The sequence below is a fragment of the Hymenobacter actinosclerus genome (genome assembly GCF_900111515.1).
In the GTDB taxonomy this organism is placed as follows: domain Bacteria; phylum Bacteroidota; class Bacteroidia; order Cytophagales; family Hymenobacteraceae; genus Hymenobacter; species Hymenobacter actinosclerus.
Map to the genome: position 1 here is coordinate 597,024 of NZ_FOHS01000001.1, position 13,419 is coordinate 610,442.

Sequence of the window (13,419 nt, forward strand, 5' to 3'; positions counted from 1 at the left end):
CCATATGGCCAAACAAACTTCCATTGAGCAGGACGGTACCATCCTGGAAGCCTTATCCAACGCCATGTTCCGCGTGGAGCTGGAAAACGGGCACCAGCTCATTGCTCACATATCGGGCAAGATGCGGATGCACTACATCAAAATCCTGCCGGGAGATAAGGTGAAACTCGAAATGTCGCCCTACGATTTGTCGAAGGGCCGTATCGTGTACCGTTATAAGTAAGGGTATGGGGTACTTGGGGTCCGGGGAACTGGGTTGAGCGTCAACCAGGTTGTTCGGCCCTAGCCAACTCAGACCCTTTTGAACCTCCGACCCTAACCACTCACTACCATGAAAGTAAAAACTTCCATCAAAAAGCGTAGCGCCGATTGCAAGATCATTCGTCGCAATGGCAAGCTCTACGTCATCAACAAAAAGAACCCCCGCTTCAAGCAGCGTCAGGGATAATTATTGGAAATTGGGGTCTTTGGAGCATGGCAGCTTGCTGTGTGTTCCGACAGCCAGAGCTAATCAGCAGCGGAACCCCAAGACCCTAACTCGCCAACAACCCAAACTCATCACATGGCTCGTATTGCAGGGGTAGACATCCCAGACAACAAGCGCGGCGAAATCTCGCTGACTTACATTTTCGGCATCGGCAAGACGTCGGCCCAGCAAATCCTTTCGAAGGCAGGTGTTGACCTGAACAAGAAAGTGAAGGACTGGACCGAGGAGGAAGCCGGCGAAATCCGGAGCATCATCGCCAGCACCTACAAAACGGAAGGCGTGTTGCGTTCGGAAGTGCAGCTCAACATCAAGCGGCTCATGGACATCGGTTGCTACCGGGGTCTGCGTCACCGTAAGGGTCTGCCCGTTCGTGGTCAGCGCACCAAGAACAACTCGCGTACCCGTAAGGGCAAGCGCAAGACCGTTGCCGGTAAGAAAAAAGCCACTAAATAATCTGTAGCGGGAATCAGGCTGATGGGTTGCGAAAAGCTTTCAGCCTAACACCTTCCGCAGTAATTTTTGCGATAACCAAATGGCACAGAAAAGAAAAGACAAAGCCAAGAAGCGCGTTGTCGTTGTTGAGCCCGTAGGGCAGGTCCACATCAAGGCCTCGTTCAACAACATCATCATCTCCATCACCAACAACAATGGCCAGGTAATTTCCTGGGCTTCGGCTGGCAAGATGGGATTCCGGGGTTCGAAGAAGAACACTCCCTACGCCGCCCAAATGGCGATGTCGGATGCCGGCAAAGTTGCCCACGACCTGGGCATGCGCAAGGCCGAGGTGTTTGTGAAGGGTCCGGGTGCAGGCCGTGAGTCGGCTATCCGCACGCTGGGTAATGTGGGCATCGAGGTAACGACCATTAAGGACGTAACTCCGCTGCCGCATAACGGCTGCCGCCCTCCTAAGCGTCGTCGCGTTTAGTTTAAAGCCCCGCGCTGGCCTGCCGGGCCGCGCCCCCTTCAACCCCCAACAACTCCGAAATGGCACGTTATACTGGTCCTAAAACCAAGATTGCCCGTCGCTTCAATGAGCCGATTTTCGGCCCTAGCAAGGCACTCACCAAAAAAGCATATCCTCCCGGCCAGCACGGCCGTGGTCGTCGTAAGAAGCAGAGCGAGTACGCTATCCAGCTGATGGAGAAGCAGAAAGTGAAGTACATGTACGGCATGCTCGAAAAGCAGTTCGAGAACCTCTTCCACAAGGCTGCGGCTGCTCCCGGCATCACCGGCGACAACCTGCTGGCCATGCTGGAGTCGCGCCTCGACAACACGGTGTACCGTTTGGGCATTGCCCCAACGCGTCGCGCCGCCCGTCAGCTGGTGTTGCACAAGCACATCACCGTAAACGGCGAGATTGTAAACATCGCTTCGTACAAGCTCCGCGCCGGCGACATCGTGGCCGTTCGCGAGAAGTCGAAGTCGCTGGAAGCCATCACCACGAGCCTGAGCGCCCGCAATGCCCGCGCTTTCTCGTGGCTGGAGTGGGACGGCAAGGATATGGTCGGCAAGTTCCTCAATGCGCCTTCGCGCGAGCTGATTCCGGAGACCATCACCGAGCAGCTCATCGTCGAACTGTATTCGAAGTAGTAAACGAAGCGGCCCGGACGCCCGGGCCGCTCGTTGGCTTCGCTGCCTTTTTATTGAATTCAGGTATTAGGTATTGGGTAACAGGCACTGCAAACGCATCCTTTTACCTGATACCTTTTACTCAATTTTAACCAACCGCCCCACTTATGTCAATCTTAGCTTTTCAAATGCCGGAGAAAGTGGTGATGGAGAAATCCGACGACTTCTACGGCACGTTTGAATTCAAACCGCTTGAGAAAGGCTACGGCGTCACGATCGGCAACGCTTTGCGCCGCATCCTGCTGTCGTCGCTGGAGGGCTACGCCATCACCTCGGTGCGCACCAACAGCGTGCTGCACGAGTTCATGACCATCGAAGGCGTGCTGGAAGATATGTCCGAAATCATCCTCAACCTGAAGCAGATTCGCTTTAAGAAGGTGAGCGATGCCATTGAGGATAAAATCACGGTTCGCATCAAAGGCCAGGACTCGTTCAAGGCCGGCGACATCAACAACTTCACCAACGGGTTTGAGGTTCTCAACACCGAGATGGTTATCTGCCACGTGGACCCCGGAACGGAGCTGGAGTTCGAGTTCACGATTCAGAAGGGCCGCGGCTACGTGCCGGCCGAGGAGAACAAGCCCCTCGACCAGGTGTTCGGCCAGATTGCCATCGACGCCATCTTCACGCCGATTAAGAATGTGAAGTACAGCGTGGAAAACACCCGCGTGGAGCAGAAGACCGACTACGAGAAGCTCGTTATCGAGATTCACACCGACGGTTCGATTCATCCGGAGGAAGCCCTGAAGGGGGCCGCCAACATTCTGATTCAGCACTTCATGCTGTTCTCCGACAGCACCATGACCTTCGAGACGGTGAAAGCCGAGGAGGAGGAAATCGTGGACGAGGAGACGCTGCACATGCGCAAGGTGCTCAAGACGCCGCTGGCCGACATGGACCTGAGCGTACGCGCCTACAACTGCCTCAAGGCCGCCGACATCAAGAGCCTCGGCGATTTGGTGCAGCTGGACATGGCCGACATGATGAAGTTCCGCAACTTCGGTAAGAAGTCGCTCACGGAACTGGAAAACCTCGTGGAGGAGAAGGGCCTGACCTTCGGCATGGACCTGGGCAAGTACAAGCTCGACGAAGAATAGTCGCTCAACGAAAAAATGTGCTGACTGTGAATGGATGCCTCGCGCATAATTCACGGCAGCACATTTTTCGTGGCCAACTATTGCGTACATTTGCAGACTTTTTCACTTTTCTCATAGTGCGCCCCCGGGGCAGCGGTTCTAATGAGAAGGTTGCCGCAAGGCACTTTCCGCCGTGGTCGTTGCCCGCAAGCGTACGTTTTTTTCTTTTTTATGCGTCACGGTAAATCTTTCAACCATCTCGGCCGCACCACCTCGCACCGCCACGCGATGCTGGCGAACATGGCCAACTCGCTTATCCTGCACAAGCGCATCACCACCACGGTAGCCAAGGCCAAGGCCCTGCGCCAGTACGTGGAGCCCCTGCTGACCAAAGCCAAGAACGACACGACGCACTCGCGCCGCCTCGTTTTCTCGAGCCTGGGCCAGAAGGAGGTACTAAAAGAACTGTTTGACAACGTGGCCGCCAAAATTGCTGGCCGTCCCGGTGGCTACACCCGCATCATCAAGCTGAGCCAGAACCGTCTGGGTGACAACTCGGAGATGTGCGTTATCGAGCTGGTGGACTTCAACGACACCTTGCTGGAGGCTAAGAATGCCGGCGAAGCCAAGGCTACGACCCGTCGTTCGCGCCGCGGCGGCAAGAAGGCTGATGCTACCACGACCGAAGGCGATTCGTCGGCTGAAGTAGTAGCTGAAGCTAAGCCCGCCAAGAAGGCCAAGGCTGCCACCACGGAGGTTTCGGCCCCCGAGGACACCGACACGGAGACGCTGCACAACGGCGAGACCCGCGAGGAGAAGGCCGCCGAGTAGTCGGACCAAGCTGTATATAAATGAAAGGGACGCTCCAGCCGGGGCGTCCCTTTTTTTTTGCCCGGGTCAGAAGGCGAGTGGGGTTGTTGTTCGAGGGCGATTCCCCCGAGTTTATCGGGATTTTGCCGGACTTCGGAAAATATGGGCTGCATTGCGGGGCAGGCTGGGCGTGTTTTGTGAAGTATTCACATTCAGTCTTTCCCTATGAAGCCTTTCCTGTTTTGTTTGCTGTATGCTTTGGCCGGCGCGCTGTTAGTTCCTACTGCCCGGGCCCAGCAATTGGCCGCCCTAGGTTCCGCGGCATCAGCGGCCGTATTTGCGGGGGTGCCCCAAGCAAGCTGGCAACCTGATTCCGATTCGGCATTCGCGCTGTTTGACGAGGCGTTTTATGCCAACCAGCTTTTCCTGCTGGGTGAGGCGCACGGGGTAGCGCGGGTGCAGGATGTGGACTTAGCCCTGCTCAAGCACCTGAACGTCCGCGCCGGGGTGCGCACCTACGTGGCTGAAGTGGATTGCAGCAAGGCTTACTACCTCAACGAGTACCTGCGTACCGGCCACGATAGCACGTTGCGACTGGTGTTCCGAAGCTGGGTGGCAGGTACGGCCCAGTGGGGTAATGCCGAACTGTACCGCAAGTTTCAGCAAATCCGGGAGTGGAACCGGACATTGCCTGCGAACCGGCAAATCCGGTTTATTGGCCTGGATGCGTTGCAGGACAAGCCCCTGGCAGCCGATTACCTGGCGGCGCGGCTGAAGGGGCAACGCTTACGGCCGGCGTTGCGCACCCAGCTGGATTCGGTTATGCAACTGTTGCGCAATGATACCGGGGCGGCTGCGTTAGGCGCCGTGGCCAAACGGAGTGTGGATGTCCTGCAACGGGCCCGGCAGCAACGGGCTGCCACGCTGGGCCCGGTTTATGACGATGTTCGGCACCTGTTACGCAATCTGGGTTACGAGTCGGCCGGGCTGGGGCGGGAGCAAATTCTGTTTGCCAATTTCGAGGCTTTGTTTAGGGACTTGCAGTTAGAAAACGAGAAGCTCTACGGACTGTGGGGCTTGGCGCACGTGCTGCAAAGCCCGATTCAGGGAGAGACCCGGCTGCTGGCCGGAATGATACGGGCCAGCAAGCTACCCGTGCACGATAAGGTGGTGTCGGTGCTGGCCATGTTCAGCGGGTGCCGGATGCTGTACCCCACGGCGGGCCTGCCGCCAGCCTGGCAGGACGCGGGTCAGCAGACTTACACCCGTACTGATAAGTTCAACCACGATGGCCCGCTGACAGTACTGGCGGGCATAGAGGAGCTCAAGCAACGCACCAGGCCCGGCAGCACCACCCTGTTCCGGCTCGATGCCGCCGGGGCAGCTACTACGCGCCAACCGATTGCGGTGCGCTATGCGCTGGGTATTCCAGCCGGGCAGCAAATTCAATTCAGCCCGCGGCTGCCGGCCAGCGCCTACGTGCAGTACCTGTTGCTGGTGCGCGACTCGAAGGCGGTAGAGCCGTTGCAACCATGAAGCCCGCTACTGCCAAGCTATTCGATTACGAGGGAATAGTAGCATCTTTCGCCCTGGTTCAGCGGCTTCTCCCTGCTACCGGCTCCATGCTGATTCAACGCCCTTCGCGTTCCGACGCCTTCCTTATTCTGGTGTACTGGCTGCTGGCCGCGCCTATTATCTTCTTTAGTTACCTCCAGCAATTTGGGCTGGAGCGGGCCTTGGCGGGCATTCTGTACACCATTTCGCTCGATACACTGTCCGTATACGCCCTGGTGTTTGGGCTGCTGCCCCTGGCCCTGGCCCGCCGCAACGCGGGAGTAGTCCTGGGTGTGCTGGTGGTGTTTGTGGTGCTCGATGCCCACCTGTACTGGCTGGGTTACGGTGTGCTGTTCGATGAGGAGCCGCTGCGCTGGAACTTGCTGGCGGTACTGAACGCCGTTATGCAGCACACCAAAAGCTACGGAATGCTGGGCGTCCTTATGGCCGGCAAGCGCTATTTCGACGTGCAGAAGCGGCTACTGCAAACCCAGCAGGCCCAGACCGAAAGCGAGTTGCGCAACCTAAAGGCCCAACTCGACCCGCACTTTCTGTTCAACAACCTCAACGTGCTGCGCGGCCTCATCCAGCACGACCCCGCCGAGGCCAACGAGTACCTCAACCGCTTCGCCAGCCTTTACCGCTTCCTTATCCGCCACAAAGACGACGATTTCGTGACCCTGGCCGAGGAACTGCGCTTCGTCGATGAGTACGTGTACCTGCTGCGCCACCGCTTCGGGGCGGCCTACGCCTTCCGACAGACGCTGCCCGAAGCGGCCGAACTAGACCAGCTGCTGGTGGTGCCCGGTACGTTGCAGCTGCTGGTCGAAAACGCCATCAAGCACAACGCCGGCGACGAGGAAAACCCGCTGCTCATCGAAATTGAAGCTTCCGACACTGAGCTAAACGTGCACCACCCGCGCCGCCCCAAGCTCACGCCCGTCGATTCCATCGGCCTGGGCCTGGCCAATCTGCGGGAGCGGTACCGGCTGCTGTTTGGCCAGGAAATCAGGGTGGAAGACACGGCCGCGGGGTTCCGGGTGACGGTGCCGGTGCTGCGCCAGCGCCGGGCGTGGGCGGCGGGCAGTGAGCCGGTGGCGGTGCGGGCTGCTGGGTAAGTTGGGTTTATGCCGCCTGAACTGTAGAGACGCATACTTGCGTCTCGTCGTCCACGCCGCTGTTGCATTGTTGTTCAACAATGAGACGCAAGTATGCGTCTCTACATCCCTATTGCCAACTATGAACATTCTGATTCTGGAAGACGAGGAGCTGGCGGCCCGGCAGACAGTGGATTTCCTGCAACGAGCGGGTCTCACTACCAATGTGCCGCCGGTGCTGCGGAGCGTGGAAAAGGCCCTGGCGTGGCTGGAAAGCAACCCCATGCCCGACCTGCTTTTCTCGGATATTGAGCTGCTTGATGGTAACGTGTTCAGCCTCTACGAGCGGTTTCGCGTAACGTGCCCCATCATCTTCACTACCGCCTACGACCAATACCTGCTGCCGGCCTTCCGGGGCAACGGCATTGCCTACCTGCTCAAGCCCTTTAGCTACGAGCAGTTTGCAGAGGCGCTGGATAAGTATCAGTTTCTGCGCGGCAGCTTTGCCGGCGCTACGCCCGCACCCGCGCCGGCACTGAGTCCGGAGGTGCTGCGCGAGCTAAGCCAGGCGCTGCGCCAGAACGGCCAGCCCCGGTACCGGCAGCGGCTGTCGGTGCGGGTGCGCAACGGCCTTTACGTGTTGCCGGAGGTGGCCTATTTGCAGGCCGATGAGGGCGTGGTGTTTGCCGTAGACGGGGCCGGCGCCCGCCACCCGCTCACCGGCACGCTCACGGAGCTGGAGGCCCAGCTCGACCCGGCCCGGTTCGGGCGACTCAACCGCTCGGAGCTGGTGAATGTGGCCTTCGTGGAGCGCGTGGAGCCGTATTTCAACAACCGGCTGGTGGTGAAGCTGCGGGCCAGCACGGCTTCGCTAATGACCAGCGCGGCCCAGACGCCCGAGTTCCGGCGCTGGCTGGAAGGGTAGAAGCGCCGGGACAAGGGCCGAAACGTCGGCTATCCTATTTACCTTGCAGCCCGATAGCCCGGAGCAACCGGGCTTCGCACTCCGTTTTCTAACCCCCGTTTTCCTATGAGCATTATCACCGAAATCCACGCCCGCCAGATATTCGATTCGCGTGGCAACCCAACTGTTGAAGTGGACGTGACCACCGACAGCGGCACTGTGGGCCGCGCCGCCGTACCCAGCGGCGCCAGCACCGGCAAGCACGAAGCCGTGGAGCTACGCGACAACGACAAATCCATGTACATGGGCAAGGGTGTGCTGCGGGCGGTGGAGAACGTGAACACGACGATTGCCGAGGAACTGGTGGGCTTTTCGGTGTTTGAGCAAGGCTTGCTCGACAAGATTATGTGCGAGCTCGACGGCACGCCCAACAAGGCCAACCTGGGCGCCAACGCCATTCTGGGCGTGTCGCTGGCCGCCGCCCGCGCCGCCGCCGCCGAGGCGGGCATGCCGCTGTACCGCTACGTGGGTGGCGTAAACGCTACCACGCTGCCCGTGCCGATGATGAACATCCTCAACGGCGGCTCGCACGCCGATAACAGCATCGACTTCCAGGAATTCATGATTATGCCGGTGGGTGCCGGCAGCTTCTCGGAGGCGTTGCGCTGGGGCACCGAAATCTTCCACCACCTGAAAGAGGTGCTCAAGAAGCAGGGTCTGAGCACCAACGTGGGCGACGAGGGCGGCTTTGCCCCCAACATCAAAAGCAACGAGGACGCCATTAAGGTGGTGCTCCAGGCCATCGAGAAGGCCGGCTACAAGCCCGGCGACGACGTGATGATTGCCATGGACGCCGCCGCTTCGGAGTTCTATTCCGATGGCCACTACCACTTCAAGAAGAGCACCGGCGACAAGCTGACCTCCTCGGAAATGGTGAGCTACTGGACCGACTGGACCAAGAAGTACCCCATCATCAGCATCGAGGATGGCATGGACGAGGACGACTGGAGCGGCTGGAAGGACCTGACCAACAGCATCGGCAAAACCACCCAGCTCGTGGGCGACGACCTGTTCGTAACCAACGTCGACCGGTTGCAGCGCGGCATCGACGAGCAGATTGCCAACGCCATCCTCATCAAGGTAAACCAGATTGGTACGCTGTCGGAAACCATCGACGCCATCAACCTGGGCCGCCGCCACGGCTACAAGAGCATCATGAGCCACCGCTCGGGCGAAACCGAGGACAACACCATTGCCGACCTGGCTGTGGCCCTGAACACCGGCCAGATCAAAACCGGCTCGGCCTCCCGCTCCGACCGCATGTCGAAATACAACCAGTTGCTGCGCATCGAAGAGGAACTGGGCGAAGTGGCCTACTTCCCCGGCCGCCGCATGTAAATCACTGATTTTTGCTGATTAATCGTGATTGCGCTGATTTTTATGTTCAGCCAAGCAAACGGTACTGTTCCTTGTGGAGCAGTACCGTTTTGTTTTTAGCCGATGGCCGAGGAGGGCGTAATCAGCGGCAATCTATAGGGTAGTTGGGTGAAATAGTGGATATTTGTCTGGCTGAGGTCTGCGCGTGCTTAATCAGCGAAAAATCGGCGACATCTGTGATTTATGAGGATTGGCGAATTATTCGAGCGGGTGCCACGGTGGCTGCGTAGCTTCTATTTCTTGACCGGGCTGGCGTTTCTGGTCTGGATGTTTCTGTTTGATGCCAACGACCTGGTGCGGCAGTACGACATGTACGCCAAGCTGCAAGAGTTGGAGGGCGACCGGGAGTACTACCTGCGCGAAATTGAGAAGGTGAAGAAGGACCGCGCCGAACTGCTGAGCAGTCCCGAGCTGCTGGAGAAATTCGCCCGCGAGAAATACATCATGAAGCGGCCGGGTGAGGACGTATTCGTGCTCGTGCCCCAGGACAAGGAGTAACCGGCTGTACTGATGCGAATAAACATGATGAAGGCGGTTTTGCTAGCAATGAGTCTGTTGCTGGCTGTGCCAGGACTGGCCCAGCAACGGGTGAATTCGCAGGTGCAGGTGGCCCGGCAGTTCTGGCTGGCCGCCGTGGGGCAGGAGTGGCCGCAGGCCTACCGCTGGCTGACTCCTGCCGCCCAGGCCCAACTCAGCGAGAAGCAATTCCGGCAGTCCTTACAGCCCCTGCGTGAGCTGGTGCGCCAATTCGGCCCCGTTATCGACCTCTACAAGCTCGGCTACCGCCTGCGCGAAACGGCTGCTTCCGAAACCTTCGTGGCGTACAGCTTCCGCGCCGATACGCTGGCCCACCGACCGTACTTCCAGCTCGACGTCAGCTTCCAGGATTCCACGGCCCGGCTGGTAAAAAGCTTCCGGCTGGTAAAGGCACAATAAAAACGAAGATGCCTCCTGCTTAATCGGGCAGCGAGATTTTGCCCATCCGGATAGCCGGCACGCGCTGGCTGCCGGCCCCAATACTGACGGGTTGGCCGGCCACAGCTTCGTTGGCCAGCAGGGCAAACAGGATGGCCTCCTTGGCATCGGGCGGCACGCCCAGCACGGCAGTGCTGGCGAAGCGGCAGGCGGGCAAAAGGCGCTGCAACGCGGCCATCAGCACCGGGTTGTGGGCGCCGCCACCGCTGGCGTAAACCGCCAGGGCGGGCTGCGGTCCTAAAGCCAACCGGACTGCCCGTGCGACGCCGGTTGCGCTCAGCTCCACCAGCGTCGCCAGCAGGTCTTCAACTGCCAGGTCAGCGGTGCCGGTGCATACCTGAGCGGCGTGCAGGTAGGCCAGATTAAACAACTCGGGCCCGGTGGTTTTGGGCAGGGCCGCCGCGAAAAATGGGTGTTTCAGCAGCTCGGCCAGCAACTCCGGATGCACCGTGCCGGCGGCGCCCAGGCGGCCGTCTTCATCAAAGGATAAGTGTGGGAAATGCTGGCGTACCACGGCATCAAGCAGGGTGTTGCCGGGTCCGGTGTCGGTGCTTAAGGCGGCGCTGCCGGCCTGGGCGCTGGCGGCGTTGGTGCGGGGCAGGTAGGTGAAGTTGGCAATGCCGCCCAGATTGAGCAGCAGGCGCTCTTCGTTTGGGCTGCTGAGCAGCAGAAAGTCGCCGTAGGTGGCCAGCGGCGCGCCTTCGCCTCCGCCCGCCACGTGCTTCTGGCGGAAGTCGCCGACGGTGATGATGCCGGTGCCCACGGCCAGGTGGTCGGCGTCGCCGAGTTGCAGGGTGGCGTTGAGGCCGGGGAAATCGGGATGCTGGTGCTGGTGGGCGGGCGCGTGGTACACCGTCTGGCCGTGGCTGGCCAGCAGGTCGACTTCGGCCGGGGCTACCTGCCACTCGCGCAGGCAGTCGAGCACCATGCGGGCGTGCGCGCGGCCCAGCCAGGCGTGCAGCAGCGTCAGGTACTCCAGGCTAACCTGTTCGCGGGCAAACACCTGCCGCACCCGCCGCCGGAACTCCTCATCGTAACCTACAGTGGCAAAGTGCTCCAGCTCCAGCCGCGTGGCCGGGCCGTGCCCGTGCAGGCGGCACAGCGCCACGTCCAGCCCGTCCAGCGAGGTGCCCGACATCAGCCCAATAATGCGGCGGCTGGGCTGCTGAGCAAGCTGGGCGAGGCGGTGCATATTTTGTCGGCTAGGGCTAAGATGTAAACGTCTGTCATCCTGACGAAGGAAGGACCTCCTTACGACAGCAAAAATTGCTTCAGGGAACCCTACCGTAAGAAGGTCCTTCCTTCGTCAGGATGACAGACGTTTCCGTTCACTCACTACTCACTACTCACTACTCACTACTCAATCTTCTTCCCGGCCATAGCCTCGCTGATGCTGATGTTCATCACCCGCTCGGCGAAGGGGCGGGTGAGTTCTTCCAGCTCGTCCACGGCTTTCAGCATCACGTCTTTTTCCTGAGTTTGCAGGGCGGCTTTGAGCTTTTCTACGCCGACCTGGGTCTGGGTGAGCTCGGTGGGGGTGAGGTGCCGGCCGTTTTTGGTGATGAAGCGCTCCACTTGGTAGAGCATCTGCTCGGCTACGGTGCGGGCTTCAATCACCATGCGGGCCGCCACGTCTTCGCGGGCGTGGGTGAGCGAGTCCATGAGCATCTGCTCCACCTGCTCGTCGGTGAGGCCGTACTGGGGCTTGATTTCGACTTCCTGGCGGGTGCCGGAGCGCAGCTCCACGGCCTCTACTTTCAGGATGCCGTCGGCGTTGAGCAGGAAGTTGACGTCGACCTTGGGCAGGCCGGCGGGCATGGCCGGGATGCCGCGCAAATCGAACTCGGCCAGCTTGCGGTTTTCCTTCACCACGTCCCGCTCGCCCTGGTACACCGAAATTTTCAGGTTCACCTGCCCGTCGACACTGGTCGTGTACTGGCGGCCGGCCTTGGTCGGGATTTTGGAGTTGCGCGGGATAATGGGGTCCATCAGGCCGCCCAGGGTTTCGATGCCAAGCGTGAGCGGCGTTACGTCGAGCAGCAGCACGTCGCGGCGGTTGCCGGCCAGAATATCGGCCTGAATGGCCGCGCCCAGCGCCACCACTTCGTCGGGGTTAAGCGAGCTGTTGGCCGGCTGCCCGAAAAAGGCCGAAACCGACTCGTGCACCAGCGGCACCCGCGTCGAGCCGCCTACCAGCAGCACGGCGTCGAGCTGTTCGGCTTTCAGGCCGGCGTCAGTCAGGGCGCGGCGGCACGAGTTTATCGTGCGCTCCACCAGCGGGCGGGCCAGCTCGTCGAACTCCGGGCGGCTCAGGCGCACTACTACGTCGTCGCCGAGGTTGCCGGCGAAATCGTCGTGCTGGCTGAGGTAGCGCTTGGCCGATTCGGCCAGCAGCCGCAGCTCCTGCCGGAGCGAGCCGTTGGCGGCCAGTTGGGCCGTGAGCTCGTGCTGCCGGGTCCAATGCTCGGCCACGGCGCGGTCGAGGTCGTCGCCGCCCAAATACGTGTCGCCGTTGGTGCTGAGGACCTCAAAAATGCCCTGGTGCAGCTTGAGAATGCTCACGTCGAAGGTGCCGCCGCCCAAATCGTACACGGCCACGGTCTTCTCCTCGTCCGGGTTCAGGCCGATGCCGTAGGCCAGGGCCGCGGCGGTGGGCTCGTTCACGATGCGCAGCACCTCCAGCCCGGCCAGGCGGCCGGCGTCGCGGGTGGCCTGGCGCTGCGAGTCGTTGAAGTAGGCCGGCACCGTGATGACGGCCTTGTTGACCGGCGTTTTGAGCGCGTGCTCGGCCCGCTCGCGCAGCTCCTTCAGGATTTCGGCCGACAGCTCGATGGGCGAGTAGAACCGGTCGCCGACCCGGATTTTCACCAGGCCCTCCGAGTTGTCGTCAATCACCTTGTAGCCCAGGCCGCCGGCGTGCTGGCCCAGGTCGTGGTAGCTTTTGCCTAGCAGGCGCTTTACCGAGTAAATGGTGTTCTGCGGGTCAGTCAGCAGGTATTCTTTGGCCTCGGTGCCCACCAGCGGCTCGGCCCCGCCCTGCGGGAAGTGCACCACCGACGGCACGATGGTGCCCCGGCCCTGGTCGTTGATGGCCAGCGGCTGGCGGTTCTCGGGGTGGATGTAGGCCACCAGCGAGTTGGTGGTGCCCAGATCGATACCCACGATAATTTCTTCCTGCTGAATACTGCCGGTAGAAAGGTTGATTGCAACTTTAGCCATAGGGAAGAACGAGGCGGCGAAGCCGCACGAAGAGCCGAGGGAGGTAAATAACCAGCTACTATAACAAGGGGCGGCCGGAAAGGGCCAAAATTACGCAACAAAAGTCCGGCGCGGCCGGGGGCGGGCTTGCCTGGTTGCGGGTCGGGTGCGAACCAGCTAATTGCCAGATTTCCATCTGATAAAGCGCCTTTGTGCCCTGGAAATCAGCTAAAACGATTTTGGTTACAGATT

At 60.2% G+C, this 13,419-nt stretch carries 15 protein-coding genes; 13 read left to right on the top strand and 2 right to left on the bottom strand.

Annotated features, from left to right (window positions below; genetic code table 11):
* Positions 1–4 precede the first annotated feature (4 nt).
* The 13 genes from infA (at position 5) to BMY67_RS02635 (ending at position 9,930) form a co-directional block, all read left to right on the top strand.
* On the top strand, positions 5–223 hold the full coding sequence (infA, locus tag BMY67_RS02575; protein ID WP_019946152.1) for a translation initiation factor IF-1: 219 nt from the start codon (positions 5–7) through the stop codon (positions 221–223).
* Positions 224–331: 108 nt separating this feature from the next.
* On the top strand, positions 332–448 hold the full coding sequence (ykgO, locus tag BMY67_RS02580; RefSeq protein ID WP_092767990.1) for a type B 50S ribosomal protein L36: 117 nt from the start codon (positions 332–334) through the stop codon (positions 446–448).
* Between the two features lie 114 nt (positions 449–562).
* Complete coding sequence (rpsM, locus tag BMY67_RS02585; protein WP_092767992.1) at positions 563–940, top strand: 30S ribosomal protein S13; 378 nt, start codon at positions 563–565, stop codon at positions 938–940.
* 79 nt (positions 941–1,019) lie between these two features.
* Positions 1,020–1,412, top strand: a complete 393-nt coding sequence (gene rpsK / locus BMY67_RS02590) for a 30S ribosomal protein S11 (protein WP_019946149.1) — start codon at positions 1,020–1,022, stop codon at positions 1,410–1,412.
* Positions 1,413–1,471: 59 nt separating this feature from the next.
* A complete protein-coding gene (gene rpsD / locus BMY67_RS02595) occupies positions 1,472–2,077 on the top strand; it encodes a 30S ribosomal protein S4 (RefSeq protein ID WP_092767994.1) in 606 nt (201 codons plus the stop codon).
* Between the two features lie 146 nt (positions 2,078–2,223).
* A complete protein-coding gene (locus BMY67_RS02600) occupies positions 2,224–3,213 on the top strand; it encodes a DNA-directed RNA polymerase subunit alpha (protein WP_092767996.1) in 990 nt (329 codons plus the stop codon).
* 210 nt (positions 3,214–3,423) lie between these two features.
* Complete coding sequence (gene rplQ, locus BMY67_RS02605; RefSeq protein WP_092767998.1) at positions 3,424–4,023, top strand: 50S ribosomal protein L17; 600 nt, start codon at positions 3,424–3,426, stop codon at positions 4,021–4,023.
* Between the two features lie 204 nt (positions 4,024–4,227).
* On the top strand, positions 4,228–5,538 hold the full coding sequence (locus BMY67_RS02610; protein WP_092768000.1) for an erythromycin esterase family protein: 1,311 nt from the start codon (positions 4,228–4,230) through the stop codon (positions 5,536–5,538).
* An 86-nt stretch (positions 5,539–5,624) separates the two neighbouring features.
* A complete protein-coding gene (locus tag BMY67_RS02615; protein WP_177189656.1) occupies positions 5,625–6,674 on the top strand; it encodes a sensor histidine kinase in 1,050 nt (349 codons plus the stop codon).
* A 121-nt stretch (positions 6,675–6,795) separates the two neighbouring features.
* A complete protein-coding gene (locus BMY67_RS02620) occupies positions 6,796–7,578 on the top strand; it encodes a LytR/AlgR family response regulator transcription factor (protein ID WP_092768004.1) in 783 nt (260 codons plus the stop codon).
* A 105-nt stretch (positions 7,579–7,683) separates the two neighbouring features.
* Positions 7,684–8,955: a phosphopyruvate hydratase gene (gene eno / locus BMY67_RS02625; protein ID WP_092768006.1), complete on the top strand. Its 1,272-nt coding sequence runs from the start codon at positions 7,684–7,686 to the stop codon at positions 8,953–8,955.
* A gap of 279 nt (positions 8,956–9,234) precedes the next feature.
* Positions 9,235–9,492 (top strand): FtsB family cell division protein, encoded by a 258-nt coding sequence (locus BMY67_RS02630; protein ID WP_317040318.1) that lies wholly within the window; start codon positions 9,235–9,237, stop codon positions 9,490–9,492.
* A gap of 48 nt (positions 9,493–9,540) precedes the next feature.
* On the top strand, positions 9,541–9,930 hold the full coding sequence (locus tag BMY67_RS02635) for a hypothetical protein (RefSeq protein ID WP_092768010.1): 390 nt from the start codon (positions 9,541–9,543) through the stop codon (positions 9,928–9,930).
* Between the two features lie 19 nt (positions 9,931–9,949).
* Here the strand turns inward: BMY67_RS02635 and BMY67_RS02640 are convergent, their stop codons facing one another.
* Both BMY67_RS02640 and hscA read right to left on the bottom strand, forming a co-directional pair.
* Positions 9,950–11,161, bottom strand: a complete 1,212-nt coding sequence (locus tag BMY67_RS02640; RefSeq protein ID WP_092768012.1) for an anhydro-N-acetylmuramic acid kinase — start codon at positions 11,159–11,161, stop codon at positions 9,950–9,952.
* Positions 11,162–11,325: 164 nt separating this feature from the next.
* Positions 11,326–13,188 (bottom strand): Fe-S protein assembly chaperone HscA, encoded by a 1,863-nt coding sequence (hscA, locus tag BMY67_RS02645; protein WP_092768014.1) that lies wholly within the window; start codon positions 13,186–13,188, stop codon positions 11,326–11,328.
* Positions 13,189–13,419: the final 231 nt, after the last annotated feature.

Bases quoted from the DNA above. Each gene is read 5' to 3' on its own strand.
- BMY67_RS02615 (WP_177189656.1), top strand. From the start codon at position 5,625: ATGCTGATTCAACGCCCTTCGCGTTCCGACGCCTTCCTTATTCTGGTG.
- eno (WP_092768006.1), top strand. From the start codon at position 7,684: ATGAGCATTATCACCGAAATCCACGCCCGCCAGATATTCGATTCGCGT.
- ykgO (WP_092767990.1), top strand. From the start codon at position 332: ATGAAAGTAAAAACTTCCATCAAAAAGCGTAGCGCCGATTGCAAGATC.
- BMY67_RS02600 (WP_092767996.1), top strand. From the start codon at position 2,224: ATGTCAATCTTAGCTTTTCAAATGCCGGAGAAAGTGGTGATGGAGAAA.
- rpsK (WP_019946149.1), top strand. From the start codon at position 1,020: ATGGCACAGAAAAGAAAAGACAAAGCCAAGAAGCGCGTTGTCGTTGTT.
- infA (WP_019946152.1), top strand. From the start codon at position 5: ATGGCCAAACAAACTTCCATTGAGCAGGACGGTACCATCCTGGAAGCC.
- rpsD (WP_092767994.1), top strand. From the start codon at position 1,472: ATGGCACGTTATACTGGTCCTAAAACCAAGATTGCCCGTCGCTTCAAT.
- BMY67_RS02640 (WP_092768012.1), bottom strand. From the start codon at position 11,161: ATGCACCGCCTCGCCCAGCTTGCTCAGCAGCCCAGCCGCCGCATTATT.
- BMY67_RS02620 (WP_092768004.1), top strand. From the start codon at position 6,796: ATGAACATTCTGATTCTGGAAGACGAGGAGCTGGCGGCCCGGCAGACA.
- BMY67_RS02635 (WP_092768010.1), top strand. From the start codon at position 9,541: ATGAGTCTGTTGCTGGCTGTGCCAGGACTGGCCCAGCAACGGGTGAAT.
- BMY67_RS02610 (WP_092768000.1), top strand. From the start codon at position 4,228: ATGAAGCCTTTCCTGTTTTGTTTGCTGTATGCTTTGGCCGGCGCGCTG.
- hscA (WP_092768014.1), bottom strand. From the start codon at position 13,188: ATGGCTAAAGTTGCAATCAACCTTTCTACCGGCAGTATTCAGCAGGAA.
- rpsM (WP_092767992.1), top strand. From the start codon at position 563: ATGGCTCGTATTGCAGGGGTAGACATCCCAGACAACAAGCGCGGCGAA.
- rplQ (WP_092767998.1), top strand. From the start codon at position 3,424: ATGCGTCACGGTAAATCTTTCAACCATCTCGGCCGCACCACCTCGCAC.